The sequence below is a fragment of the Bradyrhizobium sp. B097 genome, from assembly GCF_038957035.1.
Taxonomy (GTDB): domain Bacteria; phylum Pseudomonadota; class Alphaproteobacteria; order Rhizobiales; family Xanthobacteraceae; genus Bradyrhizobium.
The window spans coordinates 8510120-8535215 of sequence record NZ_CP152412.1 but is presented as its reverse complement, the minus strand read 5'-3'; the positions used below and the strand labels follow the sequence as shown (position 1 = coordinate 8535215).

Sequence of the window (25096 nt, the reverse complement as noted above, 5' to 3'; positions counted from 1 at the left end):
ATGCTCGTTGACAAGGCTCGTGCTTCAAAATAACCCTCCGTGTCAAGATGTGGAATTAAATTTCGCAGTGCGAAATTGGTCTAATCCTAGCCGCTCGACGCAAGTCGTGCAGCTACTCAACGCAAGTTCAAGAACAAGCATCCAGGGAGAGTCCCGGTGAGTGAAGTCGTCAAGCTCGAACGTCATGACAATATTGCCGTCGTCACGGTTAACAGTCCGCCTGTCAACGCGCTGAGCGCTGCCGTGCGCGGCGGCATCTTCGATTGCATCAAGAGTGCGATCGATGACGCGCAGGTTCAGGGGATCGTGCTGACCTGCGCCGGCCGCACCTTCATCGCCGGCGCCGACATCACCGAATTCGGCAAGCCGCCGAAGCCGCCCGGCCTCGCCGAAGTGCTGAGCCTGATGGAGAGCTCGCCGAAGCCGATCGTTGCCGCGATCCACGGCACCGCGCTCGGCGGCGGCCTCGAGGTCGCGCTGGCCTGCCACTATCGCGTCGCCACCAAGGACGCCAAGCTCGGTCTGCCCGAGGTGAAGCTCGGCCTGCTGCCGGGCGCCGGCGGCACCCAGCGCCTGCCGCGCGCGGTCGGTCCCGAACTCGCGGTCAAGATGATCGTCGGCGGCGATCCGATCGGTGCGGACGCCGCGCTGAAGGCCGGTCTGATCGATGAGATCGTCGAGGGGCCGGCGTCGGGCGGTGAGGCATTTGCGCGCAAGGTGGTCGCCGAGAAGCGTCCGCTGCGCAAGCTGCGCGATGACGACTCTAAGCTCGCCGCGGCCAAGGCCGACCGTTCGATCTTCACCAATGCCGTCGCCGCGCTGACCAAGAAGTCGCGCGGCCTCGAGGCGCCGTTCGCAGCCGCCGACGCCGTCGGCGCCGCGATCGACCTGCCGTTCGATGAGGGCCTGAAGAAGGAGCGCGAGGGCTTCCTCAAGCTGATGAACGGCGAGCAGTCCAAGGCGCAGCGTTACGCGTTCTTCGCCGAGCGCGAGGCCGCCAAGATCTCCGGCGTTCCCGAAGGCACCAAGGGCCGCAACGTGGCGCGCGTCGCCATCCTCGGCGCCGGCACCATGGGCGGCGGCATCGCGATGTCGTTCGCCAATGCCGGCATCCCGGTCACCCTGATCGAGACCGGCGAGGAGCAGCTCAAGCGCGGCTTGGGCATCATGCAGAAGAACTACGAGGCGACCGCCGCGCGCGGCGGCATCCCGGCGGACGCGCCCGCCAAGCGCATGGCGCTGATCAACGGCGTCGTCGGCATCGAGAACATCGGCGACGCCGATCTGGTGATCGAGGCGGTGTTCGAGACCATGGCGGTCAAGAAGGAAGTGTTCGGCAAGCTCGATCAGTACGCCAAGCCGGGTGCGGTGCTGGCCTCCAACACCTCCTACCTCAACATCGACGAGATCGCGCAGTCGACCAAGCGTCCGCAGGACGTGCTCGGCATGCACTTCTTCTCGCCGGCCAACGTCATGAAGTTGTGCGAGATCGTGCGCGCCGACAAGACCGCGCCCGATGCGCTGGTCACCGCCGTGTCGATCGCGCGCAAGATCGCCAAGGTGCCGGCCGTGGTCGGCGTCTGCGACGGCTTTGTCGGCAACCGCATGCTGGCGCAGCGCGGCAAGCAATCCGAGAAGCTGTTGTTCGAAGGCGCACTGCCGCAGCAGGTCGACGCGGTTGTCACCAAGTTCGGCATGCCGATGGGCCCGTTCGCGATGGGCGATCTCGCCGGTCTCGATATCGGCTGGCGCTCGCGCAAGGATCGCGGCATCAAGTCGGAGATCGCGGACGCGCTGTGCGAAGCCGGCCGCTTCGGCCAGAAGACCGGCAAGGGCTACTACAAGTACGAGCAGGGCTCGCGCGCGGCGCTGCCCGATCCGGAGGTCGAGAAGCTGATCGACGAGACGCTGGCGCGCCTCGGCCGCAAGAAGCGCGTCGTCAGCGACGACGAGATCCTCGAGCGCATGATGTACCCGATGATCAACGAAGGCGCGAAGATCCTCGCCGAGGGCATCGCGGCGCGGCCGTCGGATATCGACGTGGTCTGGCTCTATGGCTATGGCTGGCCGATCTATCGCGGCGGCCCGATGTTCTGGGCCGACACCGTGGGCCTCAAGCACATCGCCGATCGCCTGGCCTTCTACGCCAAGGAGACCAACGATCCCTCGCTCGAGCCGGCGCCGCTGCTCAAGAAGCTCGCCGACGAAGGCAAGACCTTCGCCTCGCTCGCCGCGGCGTCGAAGGCGGCGTGATCTTTCTTGGCGCCACTGGCTCGGTGTTCGGGTTCCCTCTCCCCTTGTGGGAGAGGGTTAGGGAGAGGGGTGGCCGCATCGGCACTGCCCGCGTGAACCCCCTTCCCCAACCCCTCCCCACAAGGGGGAGGGGAGCCCACACGCCGATGCTCACCTGACAGGTGTTGAACGTTTCCATGACCTATCCCGGCGAACAATATTATCCCAAGGGCGTGCAGTGGAGCGACGAGATCACGCGCGGCACGCTGCCGGACCTGCTCTCGAATGCCGCCGCCGAGTTCGGCGCGCGTCCGGTGCTCGAATTCCGCGATCGGCAGATCAGCTACAGCGAACTCCAGGCGCTGGTCGAGACCGCCGCCGCGGCGTTCATGCGGGCCGGTTACGGCAAGGGCACCTCGGTCGCGCTGTTTCTTGGCAACTCGCCGGACCATCCGATCAACTTCTTCGGTGCGCTGAAGGCCGGCGCCCGCGTCGTGCATCTGTCGCCGCTCGACGGCGAGATCGCGCTGTCGCACAAGCTCTCCGATTCAGGCGCACGCGTGCTGGTCACCAGCAACCTGTCGGCGCTGTTGCCGACCGCGCTGAAATTCCTCGCCAAGGGGCTGCTCGACCGCCTGATCGTCTGCGAGGACGACCATTGGGGCAAGGTCGGCACACCGCAAGCCGCGCTGCCCGACAATCCCGCGATCATCACGCACCGCCAGTTCATCGACGGCGCAGTCAAGCCGTCGCAATGGCCCGCCGTCGACGTCGAGGACGTCGCGCTGCTGCAATATACCGGCGGCACCACCGGCCTGCCCAAGGGTGCGATGCTCAGCCACGGCAATCTCACCGCGGCGGTGTCGATCTATGACGTCTGGGGCAAGCCGGGGCGGCTCGAACGCAACGCGATCGAGCGCGTGATCTGCGTGCTGCCGCTGTTTCATATCTATGCGCTGACCGTCGTGCTGCTGTCGGTGATCCGGCGCGGCCATCTGATCTCGCTGCATCAGCGCTTCGACGTCGAGGCCGTGATGCGCGACATCGAGGTCAAGCGCGCGACGGTGTTTCCCGGCGTGCCGACGATGTGGATCGCGATCGCCTCGCTGCCCGACCTCGACAAGCGCGATCTGTCTTCGCTCGTGGTCGCCGGCTCCGGCGGCGCGCCGCTGCCGGTCGAGGTCGCCAAGATCTTCGAGCGCCGCGTCGGCATGAAGCTGAAGAGCGGCTGGGGCATGACCGAGACCTGCTCGCCCGGCACCGGCCATCCCAAGGAAGGGCCGGAGAAGCCGGGCTCGATCGGGCTGATGCTGCCCGGCATCGAGATGGACGTGGTGTCGCTGGAGGATTCCACCAGGGTGATGCCGGTCGGCGAGGTCGGCGAAATCCGCATCCGCGGCCCGAACGTCACCAAAGGCTACTGGAACAGGCCGGCGGAGACCGCGGAGGCCTTCGTCGGCGACCGCTTCCTGACCGGCGACATCGGCTACATGGACGCCGACGGCTATTTCTATCTGGTCGACCGCAAGAAGGACATGATCATCTCCGGCGGCTTCAACGTCTATCCGCAGATGATCGAGCAGGCGATCTACACGCATCCCGCCGTGCAGGAGGTGATCGTGATCGGCATCCCCGACGATTACCGCGGCGAGTCGGCAAAGGCCTTCATCAAGCTGCGCGACGGCGAGAAAGTGTTCTCGATCGACGAGCTGCGCACATTCCTCACCGGCAAGGTCGGCAAGCATGAATTGCCGGCCGCGGTTGAGTTCGTCGACGAGCTGCCGCGCACCCCGGTCGGCAAGCTGTCGCGTCACGAATTGCGTCAGCAGCAGCCCAAGACATCTCCAACCAAGTCGCAACAAACCGCATCAGGATCGCGCTCATGATGGACGATATGGTGCAATGAATCCGTCGTCCCGGCGAAGGCCTGGACCCATACGCCGCGGCTTCGCTTTGGGCACATGCGGCAGCCGGCTTTGCCAATTGCGATGGCCGGTGGTTATGGGTCCCGGCATTCGCCGGGACGACCGGGAAAGAAGCAGTTGAACTTTTAAAAGGAGGATCCGATGGATCTCGCTTTCACCAAGGAAGAGATAGCGTTTCGCGAGGAGGTACGGGAGTTCTTCAAGAACAACGTGCCGCCGGATACAAGGCGCAAGCTGCAGGAAGGCCGCCATCTGTCAAAGGACGAGATGGTCACCTGGTGGCGCATCCTCAACAAGAAGGGCTGGGGCGTCACCCACTGGCCGAAGGAATATGGCGGCACCGGCTGGACCACCGTGCAGCACTACATCTTCAACGAAGAGCTGCAGTCTTACCCCGCGCCGCAGCCGCTGGCCTTCGGCGTCAGCATGGTCGGCCCTGTCATCTACACCTTCGGCAACGAGAAGCAGAAGAAGGAATATCTGCCGCGCATCGCCAATGTCGACGACTGGTGGTGCCAAGGCTTCTCGGAGCCGGGCTCGGGTTCGGACCTTGCCTCGTTGAAGACCAAGGCCGAGCGCCGTGGCGACAAGTGGATCATCAACGGCCAGAAGACCTGGACCACGCTCGCCCAGCATGCCGACATGATCTTCTGCCTCTGCCGCACCGACAACAACGCGAAGAAGCAGATGGGCATCTCCTTCATCGTGTTCAACATGAAGTCGAAGGGCGTCACCGTGCGCCCGATCCAGACCATCGACGGCGGCCACGAGGTCAACGAGGTGTTCTTCGACGACGTCGAAGTGCCTGTCGAGAACCTGATCGGCGAAGAGAACAAGGGCTGGGATTACGCAAAATTCCTGCTCGGCAATGAGCGCACCGGCATCGCCCGGGTCGGCGTGTCGAAGGAGCGGCTGCGCCGCATCCGCGCGCTGGCCTCCAAGGTCGAAGCGGGCGGCCGTCCGGTCATCGAGGATCCGGCGTTCCGCGAAAAGCTCACGGCCTGCGAGATCGAGCTGAAGGCGCTCGAGCTCACCCAGCTCCGCGTCGTCGCCGACGAAGGCAAGCACGGCAAGGGTAAGCCCAATCCGGCCTCCTCGGTGCTCAAGATCAAGGGCTCGGAAATCCAGCAGACCACCACCGAGCTTCTGATGGAGATCATCGGTCCGTTCGCCGCGCCCTACGACGAGCACGGCGATGCCGGCTCGAACGAGAGCATGGATTGGACCGCACAGATCGCGCCAAGCTACTTCAACAACCGCAAGGTTTCGATCTACGGCGGCTCCAACGAGATCCAGCGCAACATCATCAGCAAGGCGGTGCTGGGGCTCTAAGTCTCACCATTATCGTCATTCCGGGGCTTCGCGTAGCGAAGAGCCCGGAATCCATCTTCCCGCAAGGTGTGTGGTCGAATGGATTCCGGGTCTGGCCCTTCGGGCCATCCACAGGTGCGCAATTGCGCACCGGGGAATGACGAATCGACCGATTGGGCGTGAAGCGTCTTCGAATTAAAGGAACGAACATGGATTTTGATCTGTCCGAGGAGCAGCGGCTTCTCAAGGAAAGCGTCGACGGGTTGCTGGCGGATGCCTACGACTTCGATGCGCGCAAGAAGTACATGAAGGAGAAGGGCGGCTGGAGCCAAGCGCTCTGGGGCAAGCTCGCCGAGCAGGGCCTGCTTGGTCTGCCCTTCGCGGAGACCGATGGCGGCTTCGGCGCCGGCGCGGTCGAGACTATGATCGTGATGGAAGCGCTCGGCAAGGCGCTGGTGGTCGAGCCCTATCTCGCCACCGTCGTGGTCGCCGGCGGCTTCCTGCGCCATGGCGGCTCGGCCGAGCAGAAGGCCAAGTACATCCCCGGCATCATCGACGGCAGCAAGACCTTCGGCTTCGCGCAGCTCGAGAAGAACTCGCGCTACGACCTGTTTGACGTCGTGACCACGGCCAAGAAGAAGGGCAGTGGCTGGGTGATCGACGGTGAGAAGTTCGTCGTGCTCAACGGCGAGAACGCCAACACGCTGATCGTGACCGCGCGCATCAAGGGCGGTCAGCGCGACAAGACCGGCATCGGCGTGTTCCTGGTTCCGGCCGACGCCAAGGGCGTCACCAAGAAGGGCTATCCGACCCAGGACGGTCTGCACGCGGCCGACATCACCTTCACCAATGTCGAGGTCGGTGCGGATGCCGCGATCGGCGATCCCGAAAACGGCCTGCCCTTGATCGAGCGCGTCGCGGACGAAGCCCGCATTGCGCTGTGCGCGGAAGCCGTCGGCGCGATGGACGAGTCGCTGAAGGAGACCGTCGAGTACATCAAGACCCGCAAGCAGTTCGGCGTTGCGATCGGCTCGTTCCAGAGCCTGCAGCACCGCGCCGCCGACATGTTCGTGGCGCTGGAGCAGGCCCGCAGCATGTCGATGTTCGCGACCATGGCGTCGGATTTCAGCGATGCCAAGGAGCGTTCGTCCGCGGTCGCGGCCGCCAAGGTGCAGGTCGGCAAGTCCTTGAAGTTCGTCGGCCAGCAGTCGATCCAGCTTCATGGCGGCATCGGCATGACCATGGAAGCCAAGATCGGCCACTACTTCAAGCGGCTGACCATGATCGAGAACACGCTCGGCGATACCGACTACCACCTCCGTCGCGTCAGCGAGGGCGGCGGGCTGTTGGCGTAAGCACACTATCGTCATTGCGAGCGCAGCGAAGCAATCCATCTCACCGCGTCGGGAAAGATGGATTGCTTCGTCGCTTACGCTCCTCGCAATGACGTTCGAAACAAACAGGGAGAAAACAACAATGAAGAACACCCCGTTCGATCTCACCGGCCAGGTTGCGGTCGTCACCGGCTCGAGCCGCGGCATCGGCCGCTCCTCGGCGGAGCTGCTCGCAAAACTCGGCGCCAAGGTCGTGATCTCCTCGCGCAAGGCGGATGCCTGCCAGGAAGTCGCCGACGGCATCAAGCAGGCGGGCGGCGATGCGCTCGTCATCCCCTGCAACATCGCGCGCCGCGCGGAGGTCGAGGGTCTGATCTCCGGCACGATCAAGCACTACGGCAAGATCGACATCCTGGTCTGCAACGCCGCGGTCAATCCCTATTACGGCCCGCTGCTCGACATCTCGGACGAGGCCTTCGACAAGATCATGGGCTCCAACGTCAAGAGCAACATCTGGCTTTCCGCGCTGGCGATCCCGCAGATGGCCGAACGCGGCAAGGGCTCGGTGGTCATCATCTCCTCGATCGGCGGACTTCGGGGTTCTACGGTGATCGGCGCCTACGGCATCTCCAAGGCGGCGGACTTTGCGCTGTGCCGCAGCCTCGCCGGCGAATGGGGCCCGAAGGGCGTGCGCGTCAATTGCGTGGCGCCCGGCCTGGTGAAGACCGATTTCGCCCGCGCGCTGTGGGAGGACCCGGACAATCTGAAGCGCCGCACCGCGTCGACGCCGCTCCGCCGCATCGGCGAGCCCGACGAGATCGCGGGCGCGGTAGCCTATCTCGCCTCCGACGCCTCGACCTTTATGACCGGCCAGACCATCGTGGTCGATGGCGGCGTGACGACCGCGGCGACGTAAAGCGGCTTGCTTCTTCGCCTCTCCCGCTTGCGGGGGAGGCCGACACGCGAAGCGTGGCGGGTGGGGGCTCTCTCCACGATGTGACTCGTGGAGAGAGCCCCCACCCCAGCCCTCCCCCGCTAGCGGGAGAGGGGCGCAGTCCCGTTGGTTCTTCTACCCAGACCTCAAACCTGCTCCAGCGCCCGTTCAAAATCCTCGATCAGGTCGTCGGGATGCTCGAGTCCGGCCGAGAAGCGAATGAAACCCTCGCTGATGCCGAGCTCGGCGCGGGCCTCCGGCGCCAGGCGCTGATGCGTCGTGGTCGCGGGATGCGTAACTAGGCTCTTGGCATCGCCGAGATTGTTGGAGATGCGCGAGATCTTCAGCGCGTTGAGGCAGCGGAAGGCGCCGGCCTTGCCGTCCTTGACCTCGAAGCCGACCAATGTCGAGCCGGCGCCCATCTGCTTCTTCACCGTCTCGGCCTGCGGATGATCGGGGCGGCCGGGATACACCAGCCGTGTGATCTTCGGATGGTTCGCCAGCGCCTCGGCGATCTTCGCCGCGTTCTCGGTCTGCGCGCGGACCCGGATGCCGAGCGTCTCCAGCCCCTTCAACAGCACCCAGGCGTTGAACGGCGACAGCGACGGGCCGGTCTGGCGCATGAAATTATGGATGTGTTCGGCGATGAAGGCTTCCGACGACAGGATGACGCCACCGAGACAGCGGCCCTGGCCGTCGATATGCTTGGTCGCGGAATAGACCACGACGTCGGCGCCGAGCGACAGCGGGCTCTGCCAGATCGGCGTCGCGAACACGTTGTCGACGATCAGCCGTGCGCCGCCGCTATGCGCGATCTCTGCGATCGCGCCGATGTCGAGCACGTCGAGCGTCGGATTGGTCGGGCTCTCCAGGAAGAAGGTCTTGGTGTTCGGCCGCAAGGCGCGCTGCCACTGGTCGAGGTCGAGCCCGTCGACCAGCGTCGTCTCGATGCCGTAGCGCGGCAGCAGGTCTTGCACGACATAGAGGCAGGAGCCGAACAGCGCCTTCGACGCCACCAAATGATCGCCGGCCTTCAACGGCGCGAGGATCGCGGTCGTCACCGCGGCCATGCCGGTCGCGGTCGAGCGCGCGGCTTCGGCGCCCTCGAGCTCGATCATGCGGCGCTCGAACATCGCAATGGTTGGATTGGAGTAGCGCGAATAGATGAAGCCGGGATCCTGGCCCCTGAAGCGCGCCTCGCATTGCTCAGCGGTGTCGTAGACGTAGCCCTGGGTGAGAAACAGCCCCTCCGACGTCTCCCCGAATTGCGAGCGGAGCGTGCCGCCATGGACGAGGCGGGTTTCAGGACGAAGGTGGGCGGTAGACTTGGGTTCAGAAGACTTGGACTCAGACATGTGACCTCCGAAGTGGCCATTTCCCTCGGAAACTGGCCACAAAAAAACCGGCCTGGAGAAACCTCCACAAGCCGGGATCACACTGTCCCCGGCCTGTTTAGCGACTTATTTAACGTGGCTGCAAGCCGGCCGGCTCAAATCACCACGGGATAAGTGGAGCTGATATTCCCTCGCGCCCTTTCCGTCAAGACGGTCATCGGATAACCCGTAAAAGCCTATATTTGGGGGCCTGATGGCCGCGCAGAGGTTGATTTTGGGCCATCTCGAGGGATCGCCGAGGGACCGTACCGTGTCGTTCACGCTGGAAGATGAATCCAACGGAATCCTGCCCGACCGCATGATCGCGGAGATGGCGGAGGCTGGCCTCATTCTGCCCGCCTACGACTTCGTCGAGAGCCAGATCCAGCCGGCGAGCCTCGACCTGCGCCTCGGCGACATCGCCTACCGCGTCCGCGCCAGCTTCCTGCCGGGGCCCGATGCCACCGTCGCCGAGCGGATCGACCAGCTCAAGCTGCACGAGATCGATCTCTCCGACGGCGCGGTGCTGGAGACCAATTGCGTCTACATCGTGCCGCTGCTGGAAAGCCTCGCGCTGCCGCCGGAGATCGTGGCCGCGGCCAACCCGAAGAGCTCGACCGGACGGCTCGACGTCTTCACCCGCGTGATCGCCGACGGCACCCGTCGCTTCGACATGATCGGCGCCGGCTATCACGGCCCGCTCTATGCCGAGATCAGCCCGAAGACGTTCCCCGTGCTGCTGCGCGAGGGCTCGCGGCTCAGCCAGGTCCGTTTCCGGATCGGCGAGGCGACCTTGACCGCCGACGAGCTCGACGCGCTGCATGCCGCCGAGCGGCTCGTCGATGCCGACAATGCCGATCTCACCCATGGCGTCGCGCTTTCGGTCGATCTGTCCGGCGAGAACTCGGGCGGCTTCGTCGGCTATCGCGCCAAGCGCCACACCGGCGTGGTCGATGTCGATCGCCGCGGCGGCTATTCGGTCGAGGAATTCTGGGAGCCGATCAAGGCGCGGCCCGACGGCAGCCTCATCCTCGATCCCGGCGAATTCTACATCCTGGCTTCGAAAGAGGCGGTGCAGGTGCCGCCGGATTACGCCGCGGAGATGGTGCCGTTCGATCCGCTGGTCGGCGAATTCCGTGTCCACTATGCCGGCTTCTTCGATCCCGGCTTCGGCTATGCCGGCGCCGGCGGCAAGGGCGCGCGCGCCGTGCTGGAAGTTCGCTCGCGCGAGGTGCCGTTCATTCTCGAGCATGGCCAGATCGTCGGCCGCCTCGTCTATGAACGCATGCTCGAGCGCCCCGACGCGCTCTACGGCCAGCGCATCGGCTCGAACTACCAGGCGCAGGGCCTGAAGCTCTCCAAGCATTTTCGCGTGTAGCGGAATTCCTCCGCTGTCATGCCCCGCGAACGCGGGGAATCCAGTACGCCCCGGCTTCTCGATCGATCACAACTGTCTCTGGAATACTGGATCGCCCGATCAAGTCGGGCGATGACACCGCGCGTGCGTAATTCCGTAGCCCGGATGAAGCGAAGCGAAATCCGGGACGGTGCATATGCGGATTGAGCTGTCCCGGATTGCGCTTCGCTGCATCCGGGCTACGATCGCGCATGCGAGCTCGACCTCGCCAACAAGAGCTCGGGAGCGAAGATGACTGCAAGTGAAAGCCCACAAGAAGCGCAGTGGCGGAAGTGGCGCAGCGTCGCCGATCTCTATCACGCCTTCTTCACCGGGCTGATCCTCACCGTGGTCACGCGCCGCGGCACCGCCGACGCCGCCGAGTTCGTCTTCCGCGTGTTTCGCCGCCAGCAGCAGGAGCGCTTCCTGCCCGGCTTGAAGAAGCTCGGCCTCGACGGCCTGCCGCCCGCGGTCGCGGCCGCGCAATATCACTATCTCTCCAACTGGATCGGCGGCGTGCATGTCGAATACATGTACGAGACCGACCGCAAGGCCTGGATCCGCTATCCGCCGCCGCGCTGGATCTGGAAGGGCACGGCGATCTGCGGCGTACCCGGCGAGGTCTCGCGCGCGATGCTGCGCGGCTGGCACGCCAACAACGGTGTCGCGCTCGGCGATCTCAGGCTCGGCTTCGTCTGCACCAAGCAAAGCGTCGACGGCCAGGACGGGCTCGAGGGCTATTACTGCGAATACGATCACCCGCTCGAACTCGACCAGCGCCTGGTGTTCGCGCGCCATCTCGAGGCGCCGCTGTTCGATTCCAGAACCGCGCCGGCATTGCCGGTCGACAGCTGGCCGAAGCCGCGGCTGGAAAAGGCGTATCGCAACTACGCGATGGAATATGTGAAGACGGCCGCGCCCGTCATCGTGCAGGTGTTTGGCCCAGAGGATGCGAGCTATCTGCTGCATCTCACCGGCAGACTGATTGGCATGCAGTATTTCGACGAGGTCGCGCAGGCGCTCGGCGGCCGCCGTGGCCGTGCCACGGAATTTGCCGCATTCCTGCGCGTGCTCCTCGAGTCGCAGGATGACATCGCTGACATCAGCGAGTCCGAGGGTCAGTTCGAGATCCGCCAGCAGGGCTGGAAGCTGATGGCCGACGTGGCCGATTATCATCCGGCCTGCGCCAGCGTCCTGACAGGCCTGTTCGAAGGGCTGGCGGCCGGCTGCGGACGGCATATTCCGGTGCATCTGAAGCCGAATGGCGCCGCCGGCGCGCCGTTCGTTTGGTCGATCGGCTAGACCAGAGGTTCACCTGCAATCGCGCAGGCCCCCCTTGCGTCCCGCGCACGTGGAATCCGCGTTCGCCATGGTAGGGAAACACCATGGCGCGGCTCCCCAGATCGCGCGTGGGAGTAGAAATGTCCGACCTCGGCCTCGCCGAAATACCTGTCGACGAACAAGAACGGCCGCTGCCGCCGCCGGTAACCAGGCCGGCGCGCAATGCGCTGCTCGACGGGCCGATTTTGCGCACGCTGCTGTGGCTGGCATGGCCGAACGTGATCGCGCTTTCCGCCGGCACCTGCGTGGTGATCGCGGAAACCTCCTATATCGGCCGGCTCGGCGTCGAGTCGCTGGCGGCGATGGCGCTGGTGTTTCCCTGCGTGATCCTGACCATGACGATGTCCGGTGGCGCGATGGGCGGCGGCGTCGCATCCGCGATCGCGCGCGCGCTCGGCGCCGGCGAGATCGAGCGCGCCTCGACGCTTGCAATGCATGCGCTGCTGATCGGATTGACGTTCGGTGCCACCTTCATGCTGGGCATGCTGATCTTCGGCCCGCGCCTGCTCGAATTGCTCGGCGGCCGCGGCAACGTGCTGGCGAATGCGATCGCCTATTCGCAAGTGTTCTTCGGCGGTGCGATCCTGCCCTGGCTGATGAACACGATGGCGGGCATCCTGCGCGGCACCGGCAACATGAAGCTGCCGTCGACCATGATCCTGTCCTCGGCGGTGTGCCAGATCATTCTCGGCGGCACGCTCGGGCTCGGCCTCGGGCCGGTGCCGCAATTCGGCATGCGCGGCGTCGCGGCGGGTTCGCTGATCGCCTATTCGATCAGCATCAGCGTGATGGGTTGGTATCTGTTCTCGGGCCGCGCCCGCGTGAAACCAAAGCTCAAGGGGCTGCGCGTGCAATGGGCGATGTTCATCGACATCCTCAGGGTCGGCGCGGTCTCCTGCTTCTCGCCGCTGCAATCGGTTTTGACGATCTCGATCTTCACCCACATGCTGGCGCAGTTCGGTACCGCGGTGCTCGCCGGTTACGGCATCGGCGCGCGGCTCGAATTCATGCTGACGTCGGTGGCGTTCGCGGTCGGTATCGCCTCGGTGCCGATGATCGGCATGGCCGTCGGCGCCGAGCGCGTCGCGCGGGCGCGGCGGATTGCCTGGACCGCGGGCACGCTGTCGTTCCTCGCGGTCGGCGTGGTCGGCAGCTTCATCGCCGTCTTCCCCGATCTCTGGGTCAACCTCTTCACCAACGATCCGCATGTCCGGGCGACCAGCCATCAGTACCTGTCGACCGCCGCGCCGATGTACGCCTTCATCGGCCTCGCAATGTCGATGTACTTCTCCTCGCAGGGCGCTGCGAAAGTGCTGGGTCCGGTGCTGGCGCAGACCGCGCGGCTGATCTTCATCGGCGCCGGCGGCTGGTGGCTGTCCACGCATGAGGCGAGTGCGCAAGATTTCTTTACACTCGCCGCGGCATCGATGGGCGTGCTCGGCGTGCTCTCCTGCCTCAGCGTGATCCTGACGCGCTGGGGCCGATCTGCACCAGCCGCCGAGGCGCAACCGGCGTTGTCTTGAGCTAATAAACCCGTCATCCTGAGGTGCGAGCGAAGCGAGCCTCGAAGGATGCACGGCGCGGATGCGTCAGGGCATGCGGTCACAGCGCTCGCGGATCCAGCTGGGCCGTCGCCCTTCGAGGCTCGCTTCGCGAGCACCTCAGGGTGACGGTGATGGGGTTGGTCACGCCGCGTTCTTCTCCCTGGCCGACCGGGCCTGTGCGGCCTGCATCGCGGCCGCGCCGAGGTCCATCTGCGCGTCCATATAGGGCGCGACCTCGTGCGGCAGCACATCGGCGATCCACACCACCCGGCAGCGCGCATCGCCCTCGGCAAACACCTGCACCGAGGCGGAATGCTGCTTCAACCGCTCGCTGGTGATCGCATAGACCAGCCGTCGTCGCTTGTCGTCGCAATCGACCAGCGTTTCGCGCGCCACGGTGCCGTTGGCGAAGCTGACGGTGCGGACGTCGCCGTCAAGGTTGGTGTCGGTGACGAAGCCCGGCACCAGCCGGGTATGCAGCGCGCCGAAATCGCGCAGTGCGTCCCAGACATGATCGGCCGGCGCGTCGATCGGGATGTCCTTGTGAATTGAAGCCATCGTTAGGTCCTCTTTGAGTTTGGGTTTGGCGTCATTGCGAGGAGCTCGCGACAAAATTGCGAAGCAATTTTGCGCAGAAGCGACGAAGCAATCCACGCTCGTCATATGCGGCGATGTGGATTGCTTCGCTCCGCTCGCAATGACAGCGGAGTTCGTGGCGTTACTTACGTGGACACGGCCTCGACATTATTGCCGTCGGGGTCGAGCAGGAACGCCGCGTAGTAGGTCGGGCTGTAGTCTTTGCGATGGCCGGCCTCACCGTTGTCCTTGCCGCCGGCCTTCAGGCCTTCGGTGTGGAATTTCTTGATCGCGTCATGGCTCGCCGCGCGGAACGCGATGTGCGCGCCGCCCTGGGTCTTGCCCTTGTGCAGATGCAGCCAGAGCGCGGGCTCGCCCTTCGGGCCGAAGCCTGCGCCGCTGTCGTCGCGCGAGCAGAGCACGAAGCCGAGCGGCGCCAGCACCGCGGTGTAGAAGCGCACGCTGGCGTCGAGGTCGGCGACGCGCAATCCGATATGGTCGTACATGATGGGGCTCCAGTCGTTGAGCGCGTCGATGGACGCGCGGACCGGAGCAACCCTGCTATTGCAGCGCAAGGCGTTCTTGGAGAATCTTGCGGTCGCCGCGGGAGGCCTGGCGGAACTTCAGCGGCGAGGCACCGGCGGCGCGGTGGAAGCTGCGCACGAAATTGGAGAGATCGCCGAAGCCGACGTCATAGGCGATGTCGGTGACCGGGCTGTCGTCATCCACCAGCCGCCGCGCCGCATGGCGCAGCCGCGAGCGCACGAGATATTGATGCGGGGTCACGCCGAGCACCGCGGAGAACAGCCGCAGGAAATGGAAGGTGCTTAGCCCGGCCTGCTCCGCGGCATCGTCGAGGTCGATCTGATGGTGTGAATTGGCGTCGATCCACAGCGCCGCTTCGACGGCGCGGCGGCGGTCGCGCAGGCCGGCGGTCAGGGGCTTGGCCTTGCGATCGGACACCAGCTCGACAAGGCGGCTGGCGAGGAGATGGCCGATCTCGTCGAGCCCGACGTCGCTGTTGCCAGCTGCCGCCGTTTGGGCGAGCTCCCCGATCACCATCAATTCGGGCAGCGGCGGTACCGAGCCGACCTGCCAGACCGAGGTGCGGTCGCCGATCGTCTCGACCAGCTCCGGGTCGAGGAAGAACGACAGGCATTCGTCACCGACCACATGGTCGTGCGTGCAGGTGTATTCGTCGCCGGGATGGCCGACCAGGATCGAGCCTGCCACCAGCTCATGGAAGCGGCCGCGGCAATGGCAGCCGAAGCTGCCGCTGCGCACATAGGACACCGAGTGGCAGGCGAACTGTTCGACGAACGGCTTGTCGCCGGGCTCCGCCGTGCAGCGAAACTCGTTCACCGTGATGCGATCGTGCTGCAACAGTGTGGTCCGGGTCATACCCCAGATCTAGGCTTGCGGCCGGGGTCGTGCAACGGGCAGCAGCACATCGAACAGCGTCTTGCTGATGGTCGGCTGGGCGCCTTCGATCGAGAGCAGCCGCCGCTTGGAGACGCTGCCGCCGTTTTGCGAGATCCGGTCGGCATAGTGGCCCGCCTCGAGCACGCGGTGGCAGGGCACGATGATCATGAAGGGATTGCAGCCGAGCGCCTGCGCCACCGAATAGACCGCGCCGGACGTGCGCAGGGCGCCCGCCACCTCGTCATAGGTCCGGGTCTCGCCGCGGGGAATGCGGCGGACGGTCTGGTAGACGCGCTGGCTGAAGGCCGGGATGCCGCTCATGTCGAGCGCGACGCCCGTGAGATCGGCATTGCCGCCGCGCAAGATCGCTGCAATGCCCTCGATCGCGACCTCGATCTCCTCGGAAGGCCGCAGCTCGCGCGCGTCGGGATAGTGCTGGAACAGCCGTTTGCGGGTTTCGATTTCGCGGAGCTCGGGAAGCTGGACCCGGCGACGCCGGCTTCGCCCCATGCGATGCCGCATCGGCCGATTGCCGTGTCGAAAATGGTGTACCCACGCCCCGCCATGACGCCACCAACCCCCACATGCGAGCATAGCATCGTCGCGGTCCGGCGCATCCGGAATCTTGACGATTGGTTAAGCATGTCGCGACCGCTCTGTGCGACCTCGCCAACGTTCAGTCACGCATCCTCCGGTCACGCATCTTAAAGGCTTTGCCCGCTATCTGGTCGCCTGCATGCTGCTGCAAAAGACGATCGGCGGAACGATGACCAGCACGAGCGCCGAAGCCGCGCCCGGCAGCGCAGGCATGGCCGCGCGCGCGAGCGGGCGTGTTCACCCGCTCTTCGCGCTGCTGCTGCTGGCGCTGGTTTTGCGCCTTGCCGCCGCCGTCTGGCCCAACGTGATCTATCCCGACGAGACCTATCAGTATCTCGAGCCGGCGTGGCGGATGCTCGGCCATGACGGCATCTTGACGTGGGAATGGCGCGACGGCATTCGCGGCTGGTTGCTGCCGACATTGATGGCCGGGCCGGTTGCCATCGGTGATGCGATTGCGCCTGGTGGCGCAGGTGCGTTCCTGGTGCCGCGTCTGATCCCCGCATGCGCATCGCTGTCGATCGTGGTCAGCGCCTGGCTGCTTGGCGCGCGGGTCTCGCGAACCCATGCCGTCGTCACGGCCTTCGCGGCCGCGGTCTGGTTCGAATTGATCATGCTCGCGCCACACACATTGGGCGAGACGTACGCGACAGCGCTCGTCGTCCCGGCGGCGCTGCTGGTCACTGATCGTCCGTCACAGCGGCGTCTCGCGATCGGCGGTGCCTTGCTCGCCTTCGCCTTTGTCTGCCGCTTCCAGTTTGCGCCGGCGATCGCCATGCTGGCCCTCGGGGCGTGCTGGACACGCTGGCGAAACCTGGTTCCGCTGGTTGCCGGCGGGCTCGTTGCGCTGCTGCTCGCCGCCGCGATCGACCTGGCGCATGGCAGCGTGCCGTTCGCCTGGCTGATCGCCAATATCAGGGAAAACCTCGTCCACGATCGCGCCATCGAATTCGGCGTGTCGCCGCCGTCGGCCTATCTCATCGACTTCCTGACCGTGTGGTCGGTGGCGATCCTGCTCCCGCTCGCTGCGATCTGGCGCGGCTGGCGGCACGCACCGCTGCTCGCGACGGTGGCGCTGGTCAACCTCGTCTTCCACAGCCTGATCGCACACAAGGAATACCGCTTCATCTTCCTGTCCGTGGTGCTGTTCACCATCGTCGCGGCGCTGGGATCAGCCGATTGGGTGCAATGGCTGCGTACGAAAGACATGTGGCGCCGCTGGGCATTGCCGATCGTCCTCGGCGGCTGGGCGCTGCTGTCAATGGCGCTGGCCGGCGCCTGCGAAGATATGCGCGAGTACTGGACGCGCGGCGTCGGCGCTGCGCGGCTCGCGGCCGAACTGCGCAGCGATCCGCAGATGTGCGGCCTTGCGCTTTACGACGTTCGCTTCCAGCAGTTGCCGGGGCGGGAGCGATTGGTCGGCCCGGTGCCGCTCTATGCGCTGCAATCCGCCGATCCGCTCGCCGAGCTGATCCTGCCGCCGCTGCTGCTGCGGGCGACCAAGCCGGCCTTCAACCGCATCCTTGCGCGGCCCGAGGCCGCAGGCGATCTGCCGGCGGATTTTTCACGGCAAAGCTGTGCGCGCGTCGGCTTCAGCGATGCCTGCATCTATGCGCGCGGCGGAAGCTGCGACGCATCCGCCGCTGCGCCCTTTGTCATCAATGACGTGCTTGTGAGGATGGGCTGGTAGCGGCTGGCGGCGCGGCGACCGGTGTCAATGCACGCTTGATCCGCCGCCTCGGCCCGGGCTATGGTCCGGCGGTCGCACCCACGGGGCGACCTCAAGCAATTGAGATCGCGGGCGTAGTTCAATGGTAGAACGGCAGCTTCCCAAGCTGCATACGAGGGTTCGATTCCCTTCGCCCGCTCCAGCCCCAAGGTCAGCCCCAAGGCTAACTTGCGCGGGATAGTCCTGTCGGCAAGACAATGTGTTTCACGGCAATAGCAGGAGACTAGACGTGTGGCTGCTTGGAGCGCTGCTGTTCGCGCTGGGCGCGCTTTGCACGACCAAGCCGGCATCGGCACAAATGTACGATCCTCGCTATCCGGTCTGCATGCGTGTTTACGGGGAACTGGTCGGCGATCGAATGGATTGTATCTTCATGTCGATGAAGGAGTGCCAGGCCAGCGCTGCGGGGAATCCGGCAACCTGCCTGGTTAACCCCTTTTATGCGCCAAGACCGGTGCGTCCCGGCAGGCCTGAACGATGACCTTTTCCGCTTGTATCCGCGAGCGTCCATTTGAGATCAATGCATGGAATGGTGGTACTACGCGCTGTTTGCGATTGTTGTGATCGGATGCGTATTTGTCGTTCGCGCCCGTCGCGGCAGGAATTCCAGCGAGGATGAGGAACTGAACCGGCGGATTGACGAGCGTGTCGATCGTCTCGATCTCACGCGCCGCAATCGCGATCGAGATTCCTGACCTGGGCAAATCCACAAAGCCTCGCAGGATGATCCCGGGATATTACGGCGATCTGTTCACGCAACGTGCGCGCCTAACGCACTGTACTCGACCTGTTCTTCTCACAACGCGCAGTTATGTTTCCGTAGTTCTCCGCGTTTGAGAACGGAGTTCCGCCGGAACTCGGGAGTGGCCGGCAAGCGGTCGAGGTTGCATCATCCTTCGTTCGTGATCAGCGCCATCCCATGGCGGGCGCGACGTGAGTCAAGATGCTCTCGATCACATGCGCGTTGTAGGCGACGCCGAGTTGATTGGGGACGGTCAGCAGCAGGGTGTCGGCCTCCGCGATCGCCTCGTCGGTCTTGAGCTGCTCGATCAGCTTCTCCGGCTCGGCGGCGTAGCCGCGGCCGAAGATCGCGCGCGTCCGCTCGTCGATGAAGCCGATCTGGTCTTCCTCCTGCCCGTTGCCGAAATAGGCGCGGTCGCGGTCGTCGACCAGCGCGAAGATGCTGCGGCTGACCGAGACCCGCGGCTCGCGGGTGTGGCCGGCCTCCTTCCATGCGGCGCGGTAGGCCCGGATCTGGGCGGCCTGCTGGATGTGGAAGGCCTCTCCGGTCTCGTCGCTCTTCAGCGTCGAGCTCTGCAGGTTCATCCCGAGCTTCGCCGCCCAGACCGCGGTGGCGTTCGAACCGGCGCCCCACCAGATGCGCTCGCGCAAGCCTTCCGAGAGCGGTTCGAGCCGCAGCAGGCCGGGCGGGTTGGGAAACATCGGCCGCGGATTCGGCTGCGCAAAACCTTGTCCGCGCAGCATATCGAGGAAGATCTCGGCATGACGCCGGCCCATGTCGGCGTCGGTCTCGCCTTCGCCCGGCTGATAGCCGAAATAGCGCCAGCCATCGATCACCTGCTCGGGCGAGCCGCGGCTGATGCCGAGTTGCAAACGTCCCCGCGCGATCAGATCGGCCGCGCCGGCGTCCTCGATCATGTAGAGCGGATTTTCGTAGCGCATGTCGATCACGGCGGTGCCGATTTCGATCCGGCTGGTCTTGGCGCCGACCGCCGCCAGCAGCGGGAAGGGCGAAGCCAGCTGGCGGGCGAAGTGATGGACGCGAAAATACGCGCCATCCGCGCCGAGCTCTTCGGCGGCGACCGCGAGGTCGATCGATTGCAGCAGCACATCCGCGGCGGAGCGGGCCTGGGATTGCGGGGAGGGCGTCCAGTGCCCGAACGAGAGGAAGCCGATTTTTTTCATGTCGGCAATGTAGGCATGTCCGGCACGAATTGCGATCCGTGGCGTGACCCGGCGATGACGGAAAATGTTTACCAACCGGCAAAAATTTGTGCAGCAGGCGTTGCGGGTTTGCGGATCGCGCCGCTGTGGATGCGCCGCATGCGCGCTGGTCTTGCCGCCTGCGCTACAGCGCGGCTTGCGATCAGCTCGCGCGCCGCCTAGCTTTCGGCCGCCATTTTCCCACCACCACGTTCCCGCAGGACCCGATGTCGCAGCCGTTTCTGTTTCAGCCGATCACGCTTCGCGGCGTGACCTCCCGAAACCGCATCCTGATTTCGCCGATGTGCCAGTATTCGGCGACCGACGGCCTCGCCAATGACTGGCACCTCGTGCATCTCGGCAAGTTCGCCCAAGGCGGCGCCGGGCTCGTGATGGTCGAGGCCGCGGCGGTCACCGCCGAGGGGCGCATCACCCATGGCGATGTCGGCATCTGGAACGACGAGCAGATCGCGCCGCTCGAACGCATCGCGGCCTTCCTGAAGGACAATGGCGCGGTGCCCTCGATCCAGCTCGCGCATGCCGGCCGCAAGGCCAGCATGCAGCGCCCCTGGTACGGCAATGCCGCACTCGACGAAGCCGACCGCGCCCGCGGCGATCTGCCGTGGCGCACGGTTGCGCCGAGCGCGATCCCGATGGAGGAAGGCTGGCTGATGCCGCACGCGCTCGAAATGGCCGAGCTCGCCGCACTGCGCGAGCAATGGCGGCGCGCCACCTTGCGCGCAGTGGAGGCCGGCTTCGAATTCGTCGAGGTGCATTGCGCGCATGGCTATCTCCTGCACGAATTCCTCTCGCCATTGTCGAACCGCCGCAGCGACGCCTATGGCGGCGACCGCGCCGGGCGGATGCGCTATCCGCTCGAGATCATCGAGACCGTGCGCGCCGCCTGGCCCGCGGAGCGGCCGCTAGCGGTGCGCATCTCCTCGGTCGATGGTGTCGAAGGCGGCCTGACGCTCGAGGATCAGATCGCATTCGCGCGCGAAGCCAAGGCGCGCGGTGTCGACCTGATCGATTGCTCGTCGGGTGGCCTGCTCGGCTCGGCAACCGCGGCGCGGATTCCGCGCGGCTATGGCTTCCAGGTGCCGTATGCGGAAGAAATCCGTCGCGCCGCCGAGGTCGCCACCATCGCGGTCGGCCTGATCCTGCATCCGCAGCAGGCGGAAGATGTCCTGGCGGGCGGCCAGGCCGACCTGGTCGCGATTGGCCGCGAGGCGCTGTTCGATCCGAACTGGCCGCTGCATGCCGAGCTTGCGCTTGGCGGCGGAGGCGGCGAGGTGTTCGCGTCCTGGCCGAAGCAGTATGGTTGGTGGCTGGAGCGGCGCGAGCCGGGCTTGCGCAGGCTCGAAGGTCCGCCGCTGCCGTTCCGCAAGGTGTGACGGATCAAGCTGCGACAGTTCACGAGGGAGGATTTGACATGACGATTTCGGCACAGCGTCCCTATCGCGGCGTCTTTCCGGTGGCGCCGACCATCTTCGACGCCGGCGGCAATCTCGACCTCGACGGACAGCGGCGCTGCATCGATTTCATGATCGATGCCGGCTCGCACGGCATCTGCATCCTCGCCAACTTCTCCGAGCAGTTCGTGCTGACCGATGCCGAGCGCGAGACCGTGATGCACGCCGTGCTCGAGCACGTCGCGGGCCGCATTCCCGTGATCGTCACCACCACGCATTTCTCCTCGGCGGTGTGTGCCGCGCGCAGTCGCGAGGCGGAGGCCGCCGGCGCCGCGATGGTGATGATCATGCCGCCCTATCACGGCGCGACCTTCCGCGTTGGCGAGCCGGGCATCTACGAATTCTATCGGGTGGTGTCGGATGCCATCAACATTCCGATCATGATTCAGGATGCGCCGGTCGCGGGCACGCCGCTCTCGGTGGACTTCCTGGCGCGGATGGCGAAGGAGCTCGCCAATGTCAGGTACTTCAAGATCGAGGTGCCGATGGCCGCGGCCAAGCTGCGCGGCCTGATCGAGAAGGGCGGCAGCGTGATCGAGGGACCGTGGGACGGCGAGGAGGCGATCACGCTGATGGCCGATCTCGATGCCGGCGCCACCGGTGCGATGACCGGCGGCGGCTATCCCGACGGCATCCGCCAGATCATGGATCCGTTCTTCGCCGGCCGCCGCGAAGAGGCCGTGCAGGCCTATGCGCGCTGGCTGCCGTTGATCAATTATGAGAACCGCCAATGCGGGCTGCAGGCCTGCAAGGTGCTGATGCGCGAGGGCGGCATCATCAAGTCGGACACGGTGCGGCACCCGTTGCAGCCGCTGCATCCGGCGACGCGCGCAGGCCTGATCGAGATCGCGCGCACGCTCGATCCGGTCGTGCTGCGCTGGGGGCGCTGAGCGCGCCTTAAGCGTCCCACGTCACCGGCAAATCCAAGAGACCGCGGAATGCCCAGCCGCCGATCCGCGGCGGCCTGTCCGCGATCAGCCGCAGATTCCTGAGCCTGTCGAAGATCGCCGGCAGCGCGACGTCGGCGACCATGGCGCGCGAGGCCCAGGCGCCGGCGCAGAAATGTGGACCGGCGCCGAACGCGATGCTCTTGCTGGCGTCGCGGCGCACATCGAATGCATCGGGCCTGTCGAAATGCTTTTCGTCGCGGTTGGCCGAGCCGAACATCAGGAACACGCGCTCGTTGGTCTCGAATGCGACGTCCCTGATCGTCCAGGGCTTTGCGATCCGCCGCGGCGACATCCCGATCGGCGAGATCCAGCGCGCATATTCCTCGAACACCTGTAGCCACGGGATCGCGCCGCTTACAGCCAGCGCCAGCTGATCCGGATGGGTCAGCAGCGCCCACACCGTGCCGGCGATCGCGTCGCGCGGCTCGTTCTGGCCCCCCGAGATCGCGAGCTTGATGTTGGCGCGCACGCTCTCCATCGACATGTCGGTCTGGAGCAGCACGCCGAGCAGGCTGAGGTCGGGCGTCTTGCGCAGCCTGGGGACCATGTCGTCGATCGCGGCGTCGATGCCGGAGGTCGCTGCATGGCAGCGCGCCTCGATCGCGGGATCGCCGGTGTAGTTGGCGATGCCGTCGATCATGCCCTGCGACCAGGCGTTCATGTCCTGGAAGCGCATGTTGGTGAGGCCGGTGATCGATTTCAGGCATTCGGCCGAGAACGGCAGCGCGAAGGCCTGCACGAAATCCACCACGCCGTCCGGCGTCAACTCATCGAGGATGCGGTTCGCGTGTCCGGCGAATTGTGCGGTCCAGTGCGATCTGACGGTCTTCGGCGAGACCGCCGGGAAGATCGCCTTGCGCTCGTTCATGTGCGCGTCGCCGTCCTTGCGCATCATGTTGTGGCCCATCAGCCTGTTCATCAGCCCCTCGGGCTGGTGCGACGAGAACACGTCGATCTGCTTCTCGGAGACGAAGATATCGTCGCGGTTGCACAGCAGTGTGCTGCCGAGCTGCGGCACGAAGGCGATCGGCGCCTCCTTGCGCATGCGCGCCAGCGTCGGATAGGGATCCTGCCAGAAGGCGGGGACGTCGATGTCGAAATGGGGCGCAGTGCTCACGACGTGTTCTCGGGTTGGCCTTAAGGTTTCGAACCGAGCATAGGCCGGCAGACGCGACCGGTCTGTCCCCACCGTTGGGGACAGAGGGAGGTGGCCGCTCAGCCTCTTCAGTTCAGCTGGTCTGCCGATGCCATCAGGCGCAGTGCGATCGCGAACAGCTCGTTCTGCGAGGAGATGCCGAGCTTGTCATAGGCGCGCTTGCGATAGGTGAGGGCGGAGTGCAGCCCGATGCCGAGCTCGGCCGCGATCGCTTCCGAGCTGAGACCCGAAAGGATGCCGAGGCAGACCTCCTTCTCACGGCCGGTCAGTCTGGCGAGCGGTTCGGCGGTCGCAAACACGGTCTTCAGCCGCGCCATCGGATCGGCATCCGTTGCCGGGTCGCGCTGGAAGTGCCGCGCCACCGCTGCGGTCAACGCGGGCGCGACCGCGGCGAGGCGCGCGATCTGCTCGCGGCTGAAGCGGCCTTGCGCGGTGATCTGGTAGAAATTGACGTAGAAGCAGGTGTCGCCAGTCCAGATCGCCGAGGCGAACTTGTCGACGATGTCGGAATCGTCGAAGAAAATCTTGCGGTAGCCGTCGCTGTACATCCGGCGCGCAAAGGTCGGCAGTACGATCGGCACGGCCTGCGCCTTGCCCTCGAACACCGCGTCGCGGTTCGGGTCGGCCTGATGGAAATGTTCCGAATAGGCGATCCCGAGGTCGCGCCCGGTCGGGATGTTGCCGACATCGAGCAGGCACGCGGCGGAGCGCGGGCCTGCGAACGAGAACACCATGCAGTGACCGACCCCGGCGACGCGGCGCAGCGCGCCGATCAGGGCCTGCGGAAAGCTGTCGCGGCCGATCGCCAGCAGCGCCGGCGTGATGTCGCTGACGACAGAAGTCTTGAAGGCGAAATCTGCCTTCATGGCGTCCTCCCTGTGTTTCGGGAAGACTAGCAGCGACATCGCGGGGGTGGAAGTTCCCTCGTCATTCCCCGGTGCGCAATTGCGCACCTGAGGGCTCGCGAAGCGAGAGCCCGGAATCCATCGGGCCGCAGGTGTCGCGGCTAAATGGATTCCGGGCTCGACGCTGCGCGTCGCCCCGGAATGACGACCATGGGAGCTATCCGGTGAGGAAATCGCCTCAGGCGCCCGGCACCTGGTCGAGGAAGCCGGTGATGCTCCGGATCCGGCCGTCCTTCAGCATGGCGAAGTCGGTGCCCTTGATCGGGCTGTCGGCGCCGTCGGGCCCGAGGCCCCAGGAGAAGCGGACATGGTCGCCGAAGCCGTTCGGCTCGCCGATCAGCTTGAAGTTGAAATCCGGAAACTTCTGCTGCACCCCCGCGATCAGCGCATCGACGCCGTCATGGCCGTCGCCGCTCATCATGGGATCGACATAACGCGCATCGGCGGTCCAGTTCTCGCTCAGCATCTCGCGGCGCCGGCTCGGCATCCGCTCGTTCCAGAGCTCGATATAGCGGCGGACGATGGTCGTGTGGTCGGTCATGGTGCTCTCCTTCTGATGGCCGGACTGTGCGGCTGTCCGGACTATCGGAGGTTCGCCTGCGCCGATCGATTACCTTGCAGGTCATCGCGCGAGCTATGGCGCGATGGTCAGCACCGCCTTCATGTTGGGGTGGAAGCGGCAGTAATAGTCGACGGTACCGGCTTTGCTCAGAACCGACCTGACCGTCTTCTTCGGTGCAATCGTCACGTCGAAGTCGCCGTTCTTCGCCGTGGCGGTGTGCGCCAATACGTCCTTGTTGACCCATTCGATGGTGTCGCCGACCTTGGCCGATACCTCGGCCGGCGAGATCACCAAATTCTCCATCACGATCTGGATGGTGGCTGCATGCGCCGGGACAGCCATCGCGCCGAGCGCGAGCAAAGCCAGCGTTGCGAGATAGCGTCCGGTCGACAT

Annotated in this window: 23 protein-coding genes, 1 tRNA gene, 1 pseudogene and 1 riboswitch; of the genes and pseudogenes, 15 read left to right on the top strand and 10 right to left on the bottom strand. The window is 65.3% G+C overall.

Features of this window, described 5'->3' with window-relative positions; translation table 11 throughout:
• The first annotated feature begins 156 nt into the window (after positions 1 to 156).
• From AAFG07_RS39290 to AAFG07_RS39270, 5 genes are all read left to right on the top strand, one after another.
• The gene (locus tag AAFG07_RS39290; RefSeq protein ID WP_342724939.1) at positions 157 to 2253 is read left to right on the top strand and encodes a 3-hydroxyacyl-CoA dehydrogenase NAD-binding domain-containing protein; all 2097 of its coding nucleotides are present in this window, start codon (positions 157 to 159) and stop codon (positions 2251 to 2253) included.
• Between the two features lie 176 nt (positions 2254 to 2429).
• Positions 2430 to 4118 carry a dicarboxylate--CoA ligase PimA gene (gene pimA / locus AAFG07_RS39285; protein WP_342724938.1) on the top strand — a complete coding sequence of 563 codons (1689 nt, stop codon included), beginning with the start codon at positions 2430 to 2432 and terminating at the stop codon, positions 4116 to 4118.
• Between the two features lie 180 nt (positions 4119 to 4298).
• The gene (pimC, locus tag AAFG07_RS39280) at positions 4299 to 5489 is read left to right on the top strand and encodes a pimeloyl-CoA dehydrogenase large subunit (protein ID WP_342724937.1); all 1191 of its coding nucleotides are present in this window, start codon (positions 4299 to 4301) and stop codon (positions 5487 to 5489) included.
• A gap of 188 nt (positions 5490 to 5677) precedes the next feature.
• Positions 5678 to 6823: a pimeloyl-CoA dehydrogenase small subunit gene (gene pimD / locus AAFG07_RS39275; RefSeq protein WP_342724936.1), complete on the top strand. Its 1146-nt coding sequence runs from the start codon at positions 5678 to 5680 to the stop codon at positions 6821 to 6823.
• 121 nt (positions 6824 to 6944) lie between these two features.
• Positions 6945 to 7718 carry an SDR family oxidoreductase gene (locus AAFG07_RS39270; RefSeq protein WP_342724935.1) on the top strand — a complete coding sequence of 258 codons (774 nt, stop codon included), beginning with the start codon at positions 6945 to 6947 and terminating at the stop codon, positions 7716 to 7718.
• 164 nt (positions 7719 to 7882) lie between these two features.
• Here the strand turns inward: AAFG07_RS39270 and AAFG07_RS39265 are convergent, their stop codons facing one another.
• Entirely contained in the window at positions 7883 to 9091 is a 1209-nt protein-coding gene (locus tag AAFG07_RS39265) for an O-succinylhomoserine sulfhydrylase (protein WP_342724934.1), read from the bottom strand.
• A gap of 76 nt (positions 9092 to 9167) precedes the next feature.
• Positions 9168 to 9247: riboswitch (SAM riboswitch) on the bottom strand.
• Between the two features lie 133 nt (positions 9248 to 9380).
• Here AAFG07_RS39265 and AAFG07_RS39260 point away from each other — a divergent pair.
• The 3 genes from AAFG07_RS39260 to AAFG07_RS39250 all read left to right on the top strand — a co-directional run bounded on the left by AAFG07_RS39260 (position 9381) and on the right by AAFG07_RS39250 (position 13369).
• Complete coding sequence (locus AAFG07_RS39260; protein ID WP_171947862.1) at positions 9381 to 10487, top strand: 2'-deoxycytidine 5'-triphosphate deaminase; 1107 nt, start codon at positions 9381 to 9383, stop codon at positions 10485 to 10487.
• A 270-nt stretch (positions 10488 to 10757) separates the two neighbouring features.
• Complete coding sequence (locus tag AAFG07_RS39255; RefSeq protein WP_342724933.1) at positions 10758 to 11807, top strand: hypothetical protein; 1050 nt, start codon at positions 10758 to 10760, stop codon at positions 11805 to 11807.
• 119 nt (positions 11808 to 11926) lie between these two features.
• On the top strand, positions 11927 to 13369 hold the full coding sequence (locus tag AAFG07_RS39250) for an MATE family efflux transporter (protein WP_342724932.1): 1443 nt from the start codon (positions 11927 to 11929) through the stop codon (positions 13367 to 13369).
• A 162-nt stretch (positions 13370 to 13531) separates the two neighbouring features.
• Here AAFG07_RS39250 and AAFG07_RS39245 read toward each other — a convergent pair whose 3' ends face one another.
• The 4 genes and pseudogenes from AAFG07_RS39245 to AAFG07_RS39230 form a co-directional block, all read right to left on the bottom strand.
• A complete protein-coding gene (locus AAFG07_RS39245) occupies positions 13532 to 13948 on the bottom strand; it encodes an SRPBCC family protein (RefSeq protein ID WP_342724931.1) in 417 nt (138 codons plus the stop codon).
• 164 nt (positions 13949 to 14112) lie between these two features.
• Positions 14113 to 14472: a VOC family protein gene (locus tag AAFG07_RS39240; RefSeq protein ID WP_342724930.1), complete on the bottom strand. Its 360-nt coding sequence runs from the start codon at positions 14470 to 14472 to the stop codon at positions 14113 to 14115.
• 55 nt (positions 14473 to 14527) lie between these two features.
• The gene (locus tag AAFG07_RS39235; protein WP_342724929.1) at positions 14528 to 15367 is read right to left on the bottom strand and encodes an AraC family transcriptional regulator; all 840 of its coding nucleotides are present in this window, start codon (positions 15365 to 15367) and stop codon (positions 14528 to 14530) included.
• Positions 15368 to 15376: 9 nt separating this feature from the next.
• Positions 15377 to 15954 (bottom strand): annotated as a pseudogene (locus tag AAFG07_RS39230) (methylated-DNA--[protein]-cysteine S-methyltransferase).
• 170 nt (positions 15955 to 16124) lie between these two features.
• Between AAFG07_RS39230 and AAFG07_RS39225 the strand changes: the two are divergent.
• From AAFG07_RS39225 to AAFG07_RS39210, 4 genes are all read left to right on the top strand, one after another.
• Positions 16125 to 17675, top strand: a complete 1551-nt coding sequence (locus AAFG07_RS39225; RefSeq protein WP_342724928.1) for a 4-amino-4-deoxy-L-arabinose transferase — start codon at positions 16125 to 16127, stop codon at positions 17673 to 17675.
• A 107-nt stretch (positions 17676 to 17782) separates the two neighbouring features.
• A tRNA-Gly gene (locus AAFG07_RS39220) sits at positions 17783 to 17856 on the top strand.
• An 87-nt stretch (positions 17857 to 17943) separates the two neighbouring features.
• Positions 17944 to 18195, top strand: a complete 252-nt coding sequence (locus AAFG07_RS39215) for a DUF3551 domain-containing protein (RefSeq protein WP_342724927.1) — start codon at positions 17944 to 17946, stop codon at positions 18193 to 18195.
• A gap of 43 nt (positions 18196 to 18238) precedes the next feature.
• Entirely contained in the window at positions 18239 to 18409 is a 171-nt protein-coding gene (locus AAFG07_RS39210; protein ID WP_342724926.1) for a hypothetical protein, read from the top strand.
• 211 nt (positions 18410 to 18620) lie between these two features.
• On the opposite strand, the gene AAFG07_RS39205 is transcribed toward AAFG07_RS39210, so the two are convergent.
• Complete coding sequence (locus tag AAFG07_RS39205) at positions 18621 to 19640, bottom strand: LLM class flavin-dependent oxidoreductase (protein WP_342724925.1); 1020 nt, start codon at positions 19638 to 19640, stop codon at positions 18621 to 18623.
• A gap of 15 nt (positions 19641 to 19655) precedes the next feature.
• On the opposite strand from AAFG07_RS39205, the gene AAFG07_RS39200 reads away from it, so the two are divergent.
• From AAFG07_RS39200 to AAFG07_RS39190, 3 genes are read left to right on the top strand one after another with little or no spacing between them, the layout of a single operon-like run.
• On the top strand, positions 19656 to 19841 hold the full coding sequence (locus tag AAFG07_RS39200) for a hypothetical protein (RefSeq protein ID WP_342724924.1): 186 nt from the start codon (positions 19656 to 19658) through the stop codon (positions 19839 to 19841).
• A gap of 44 nt (positions 19842 to 19885) precedes the next feature.
• Positions 19886 to 21052, top strand: a complete 1167-nt coding sequence (locus AAFG07_RS39195) for an NADH:flavin oxidoreductase/NADH oxidase (protein WP_342724923.1) — start codon at positions 19886 to 19888, stop codon at positions 21050 to 21052.
• Positions 21053 to 21090: 38 nt separating this feature from the next.
• Positions 21091 to 22020 carry a dihydrodipicolinate synthase family protein gene (locus tag AAFG07_RS39190; RefSeq protein WP_342724922.1) on the top strand — a complete coding sequence of 310 codons (930 nt, stop codon included), beginning with the start codon at positions 21091 to 21093 and terminating at the stop codon, positions 22018 to 22020.
• Between the two features lie 7 nt (positions 22021 to 22027).
• On the opposite strand, the gene AAFG07_RS39185 is transcribed toward AAFG07_RS39190, so the two are convergent.
• From AAFG07_RS39185 to AAFG07_RS39170, 4 genes are all read right to left on the bottom strand, one after another.
• Positions 22028 to 23197: a cytochrome P450 gene (locus AAFG07_RS39185; RefSeq protein ID WP_342724921.1), complete on the bottom strand. Its 1170-nt coding sequence runs from the start codon at positions 23195 to 23197 to the stop codon at positions 22028 to 22030.
• Between the two features lie 107 nt (positions 23198 to 23304).
• Entirely contained in the window at positions 23305 to 24102 is a 798-nt protein-coding gene (locus AAFG07_RS39180) for a helix-turn-helix transcriptional regulator (RefSeq protein WP_342724920.1), read from the bottom strand.
• Positions 24103 to 24319: 217 nt separating this feature from the next.
• The gene (locus AAFG07_RS39175; RefSeq protein ID WP_342724919.1) at positions 24320 to 24682 is read right to left on the bottom strand and encodes a nuclear transport factor 2 family protein; all 363 of its coding nucleotides are present in this window, start codon (positions 24680 to 24682) and stop codon (positions 24320 to 24322) included.
• A gap of 93 nt (positions 24683 to 24775) precedes the next feature.
• Positions 24776 to 25096: a cupredoxin domain-containing protein gene (locus tag AAFG07_RS39170; RefSeq protein ID WP_342724918.1), complete on the bottom strand. Its 321-nt coding sequence runs from the start codon at positions 25094 to 25096 to the stop codon at positions 24776 to 24778.

Excerpts from the sequence above, each read along its gene's own strand:
- pimA (WP_342724938.1), top strand. The coding sequence starts at position 2,430 with ATGACCTATCCCGGCGAACAATATTATCCCAAGGGCGTGCAGTGGAGC.
- pimC (WP_342724937.1), top strand. The coding sequence starts at position 4,299 with ATGGATCTCGCTTTCACCAAGGAAGAGATAGCGTTTCGCGAGGAGGTA.
- pimD (WP_342724936.1), top strand. The coding sequence starts at position 5,678 with ATGGATTTTGATCTGTCCGAGGAGCAGCGGCTTCTCAAGGAAAGCGTC.
- AAFG07_RS39270 (WP_342724935.1), top strand. The coding sequence starts at position 6,945 with ATGAAGAACACCCCGTTCGATCTCACCGGCCAGGTTGCGGTCGTCACC.
- AAFG07_RS39265 (WP_342724934.1), bottom strand. The coding sequence starts at position 9,091 with ATGTCTGAGTCCAAGTCTTCTGAACCCAAGTCTACCGCCCACCTTCGT.
- AAFG07_RS39255 (WP_342724933.1), top strand. The coding sequence starts at position 10,758 with ATGACTGCAAGTGAAAGCCCACAAGAAGCGCAGTGGCGGAAGTGGCGC.
- AAFG07_RS39250 (WP_342724932.1), top strand. The coding sequence starts at position 11,927 with ATGTCCGACCTCGGCCTCGCCGAAATACCTGTCGACGAACAAGAACGG.
- AAFG07_RS39245 (WP_342724931.1), bottom strand. The coding sequence starts at position 13,948 with ATGGCTTCAATTCACAAGGACATCCCGATCGACGCGCCGGCCGATCAT.
- AAFG07_RS39240 (WP_342724930.1), bottom strand. The coding sequence starts at position 14,472 with ATGTACGACCATATCGGATTGCGCGTCGCCGACCTCGACGCCAGCGTG.
- AAFG07_RS39235 (WP_342724929.1), bottom strand. The coding sequence starts at position 15,367 with ATGACCCGGACCACACTGTTGCAGCACGATCGCATCACGGTGAACGAG.
- AAFG07_RS39225 (WP_342724928.1), top strand. The coding sequence starts at position 16,125 with ATGCTGCTGCAAAAGACGATCGGCGGAACGATGACCAGCACGAGCGCC.
- AAFG07_RS39210 (WP_342724926.1), top strand. The coding sequence starts at position 18,239 with ATGGAATGGTGGTACTACGCGCTGTTTGCGATTGTTGTGATCGGATGC.
- AAFG07_RS39205 (WP_342724925.1), bottom strand. The coding sequence starts at position 19,640 with ATGAAAAAAATCGGCTTCCTCTCGTTCGGGCACTGGACGCCCTCCCCG.
- AAFG07_RS39200 (WP_342724924.1), top strand. The coding sequence starts at position 19,656 with ATGTCCGGCACGAATTGCGATCCGTGGCGTGACCCGGCGATGACGGAA.
- AAFG07_RS39195 (WP_342724923.1), top strand. The coding sequence starts at position 19,886 with ATGTCGCAGCCGTTTCTGTTTCAGCCGATCACGCTTCGCGGCGTGACC.
- AAFG07_RS39190 (WP_342724922.1), top strand. The coding sequence starts at position 21,091 with ATGACGATTTCGGCACAGCGTCCCTATCGCGGCGTCTTTCCGGTGGCG.
- AAFG07_RS39180 (WP_342724920.1), bottom strand. The coding sequence starts at position 24,102 with ATGAAGGCAGATTTCGCCTTCAAGACTTCTGTCGTCAGCGACATCACG.
- AAFG07_RS39175 (WP_342724919.1), bottom strand. The coding sequence starts at position 24,682 with ATGACCGACCACACGACCATCGTCCGCCGCTATATCGAGCTCTGGAAC.
- AAFG07_RS39170 (WP_342724918.1), bottom strand. The coding sequence starts at position 25,096 with ATGTCGACCGGACGCTATCTCGCAACGCTGGCTTTGCTCGCGCTCGGC.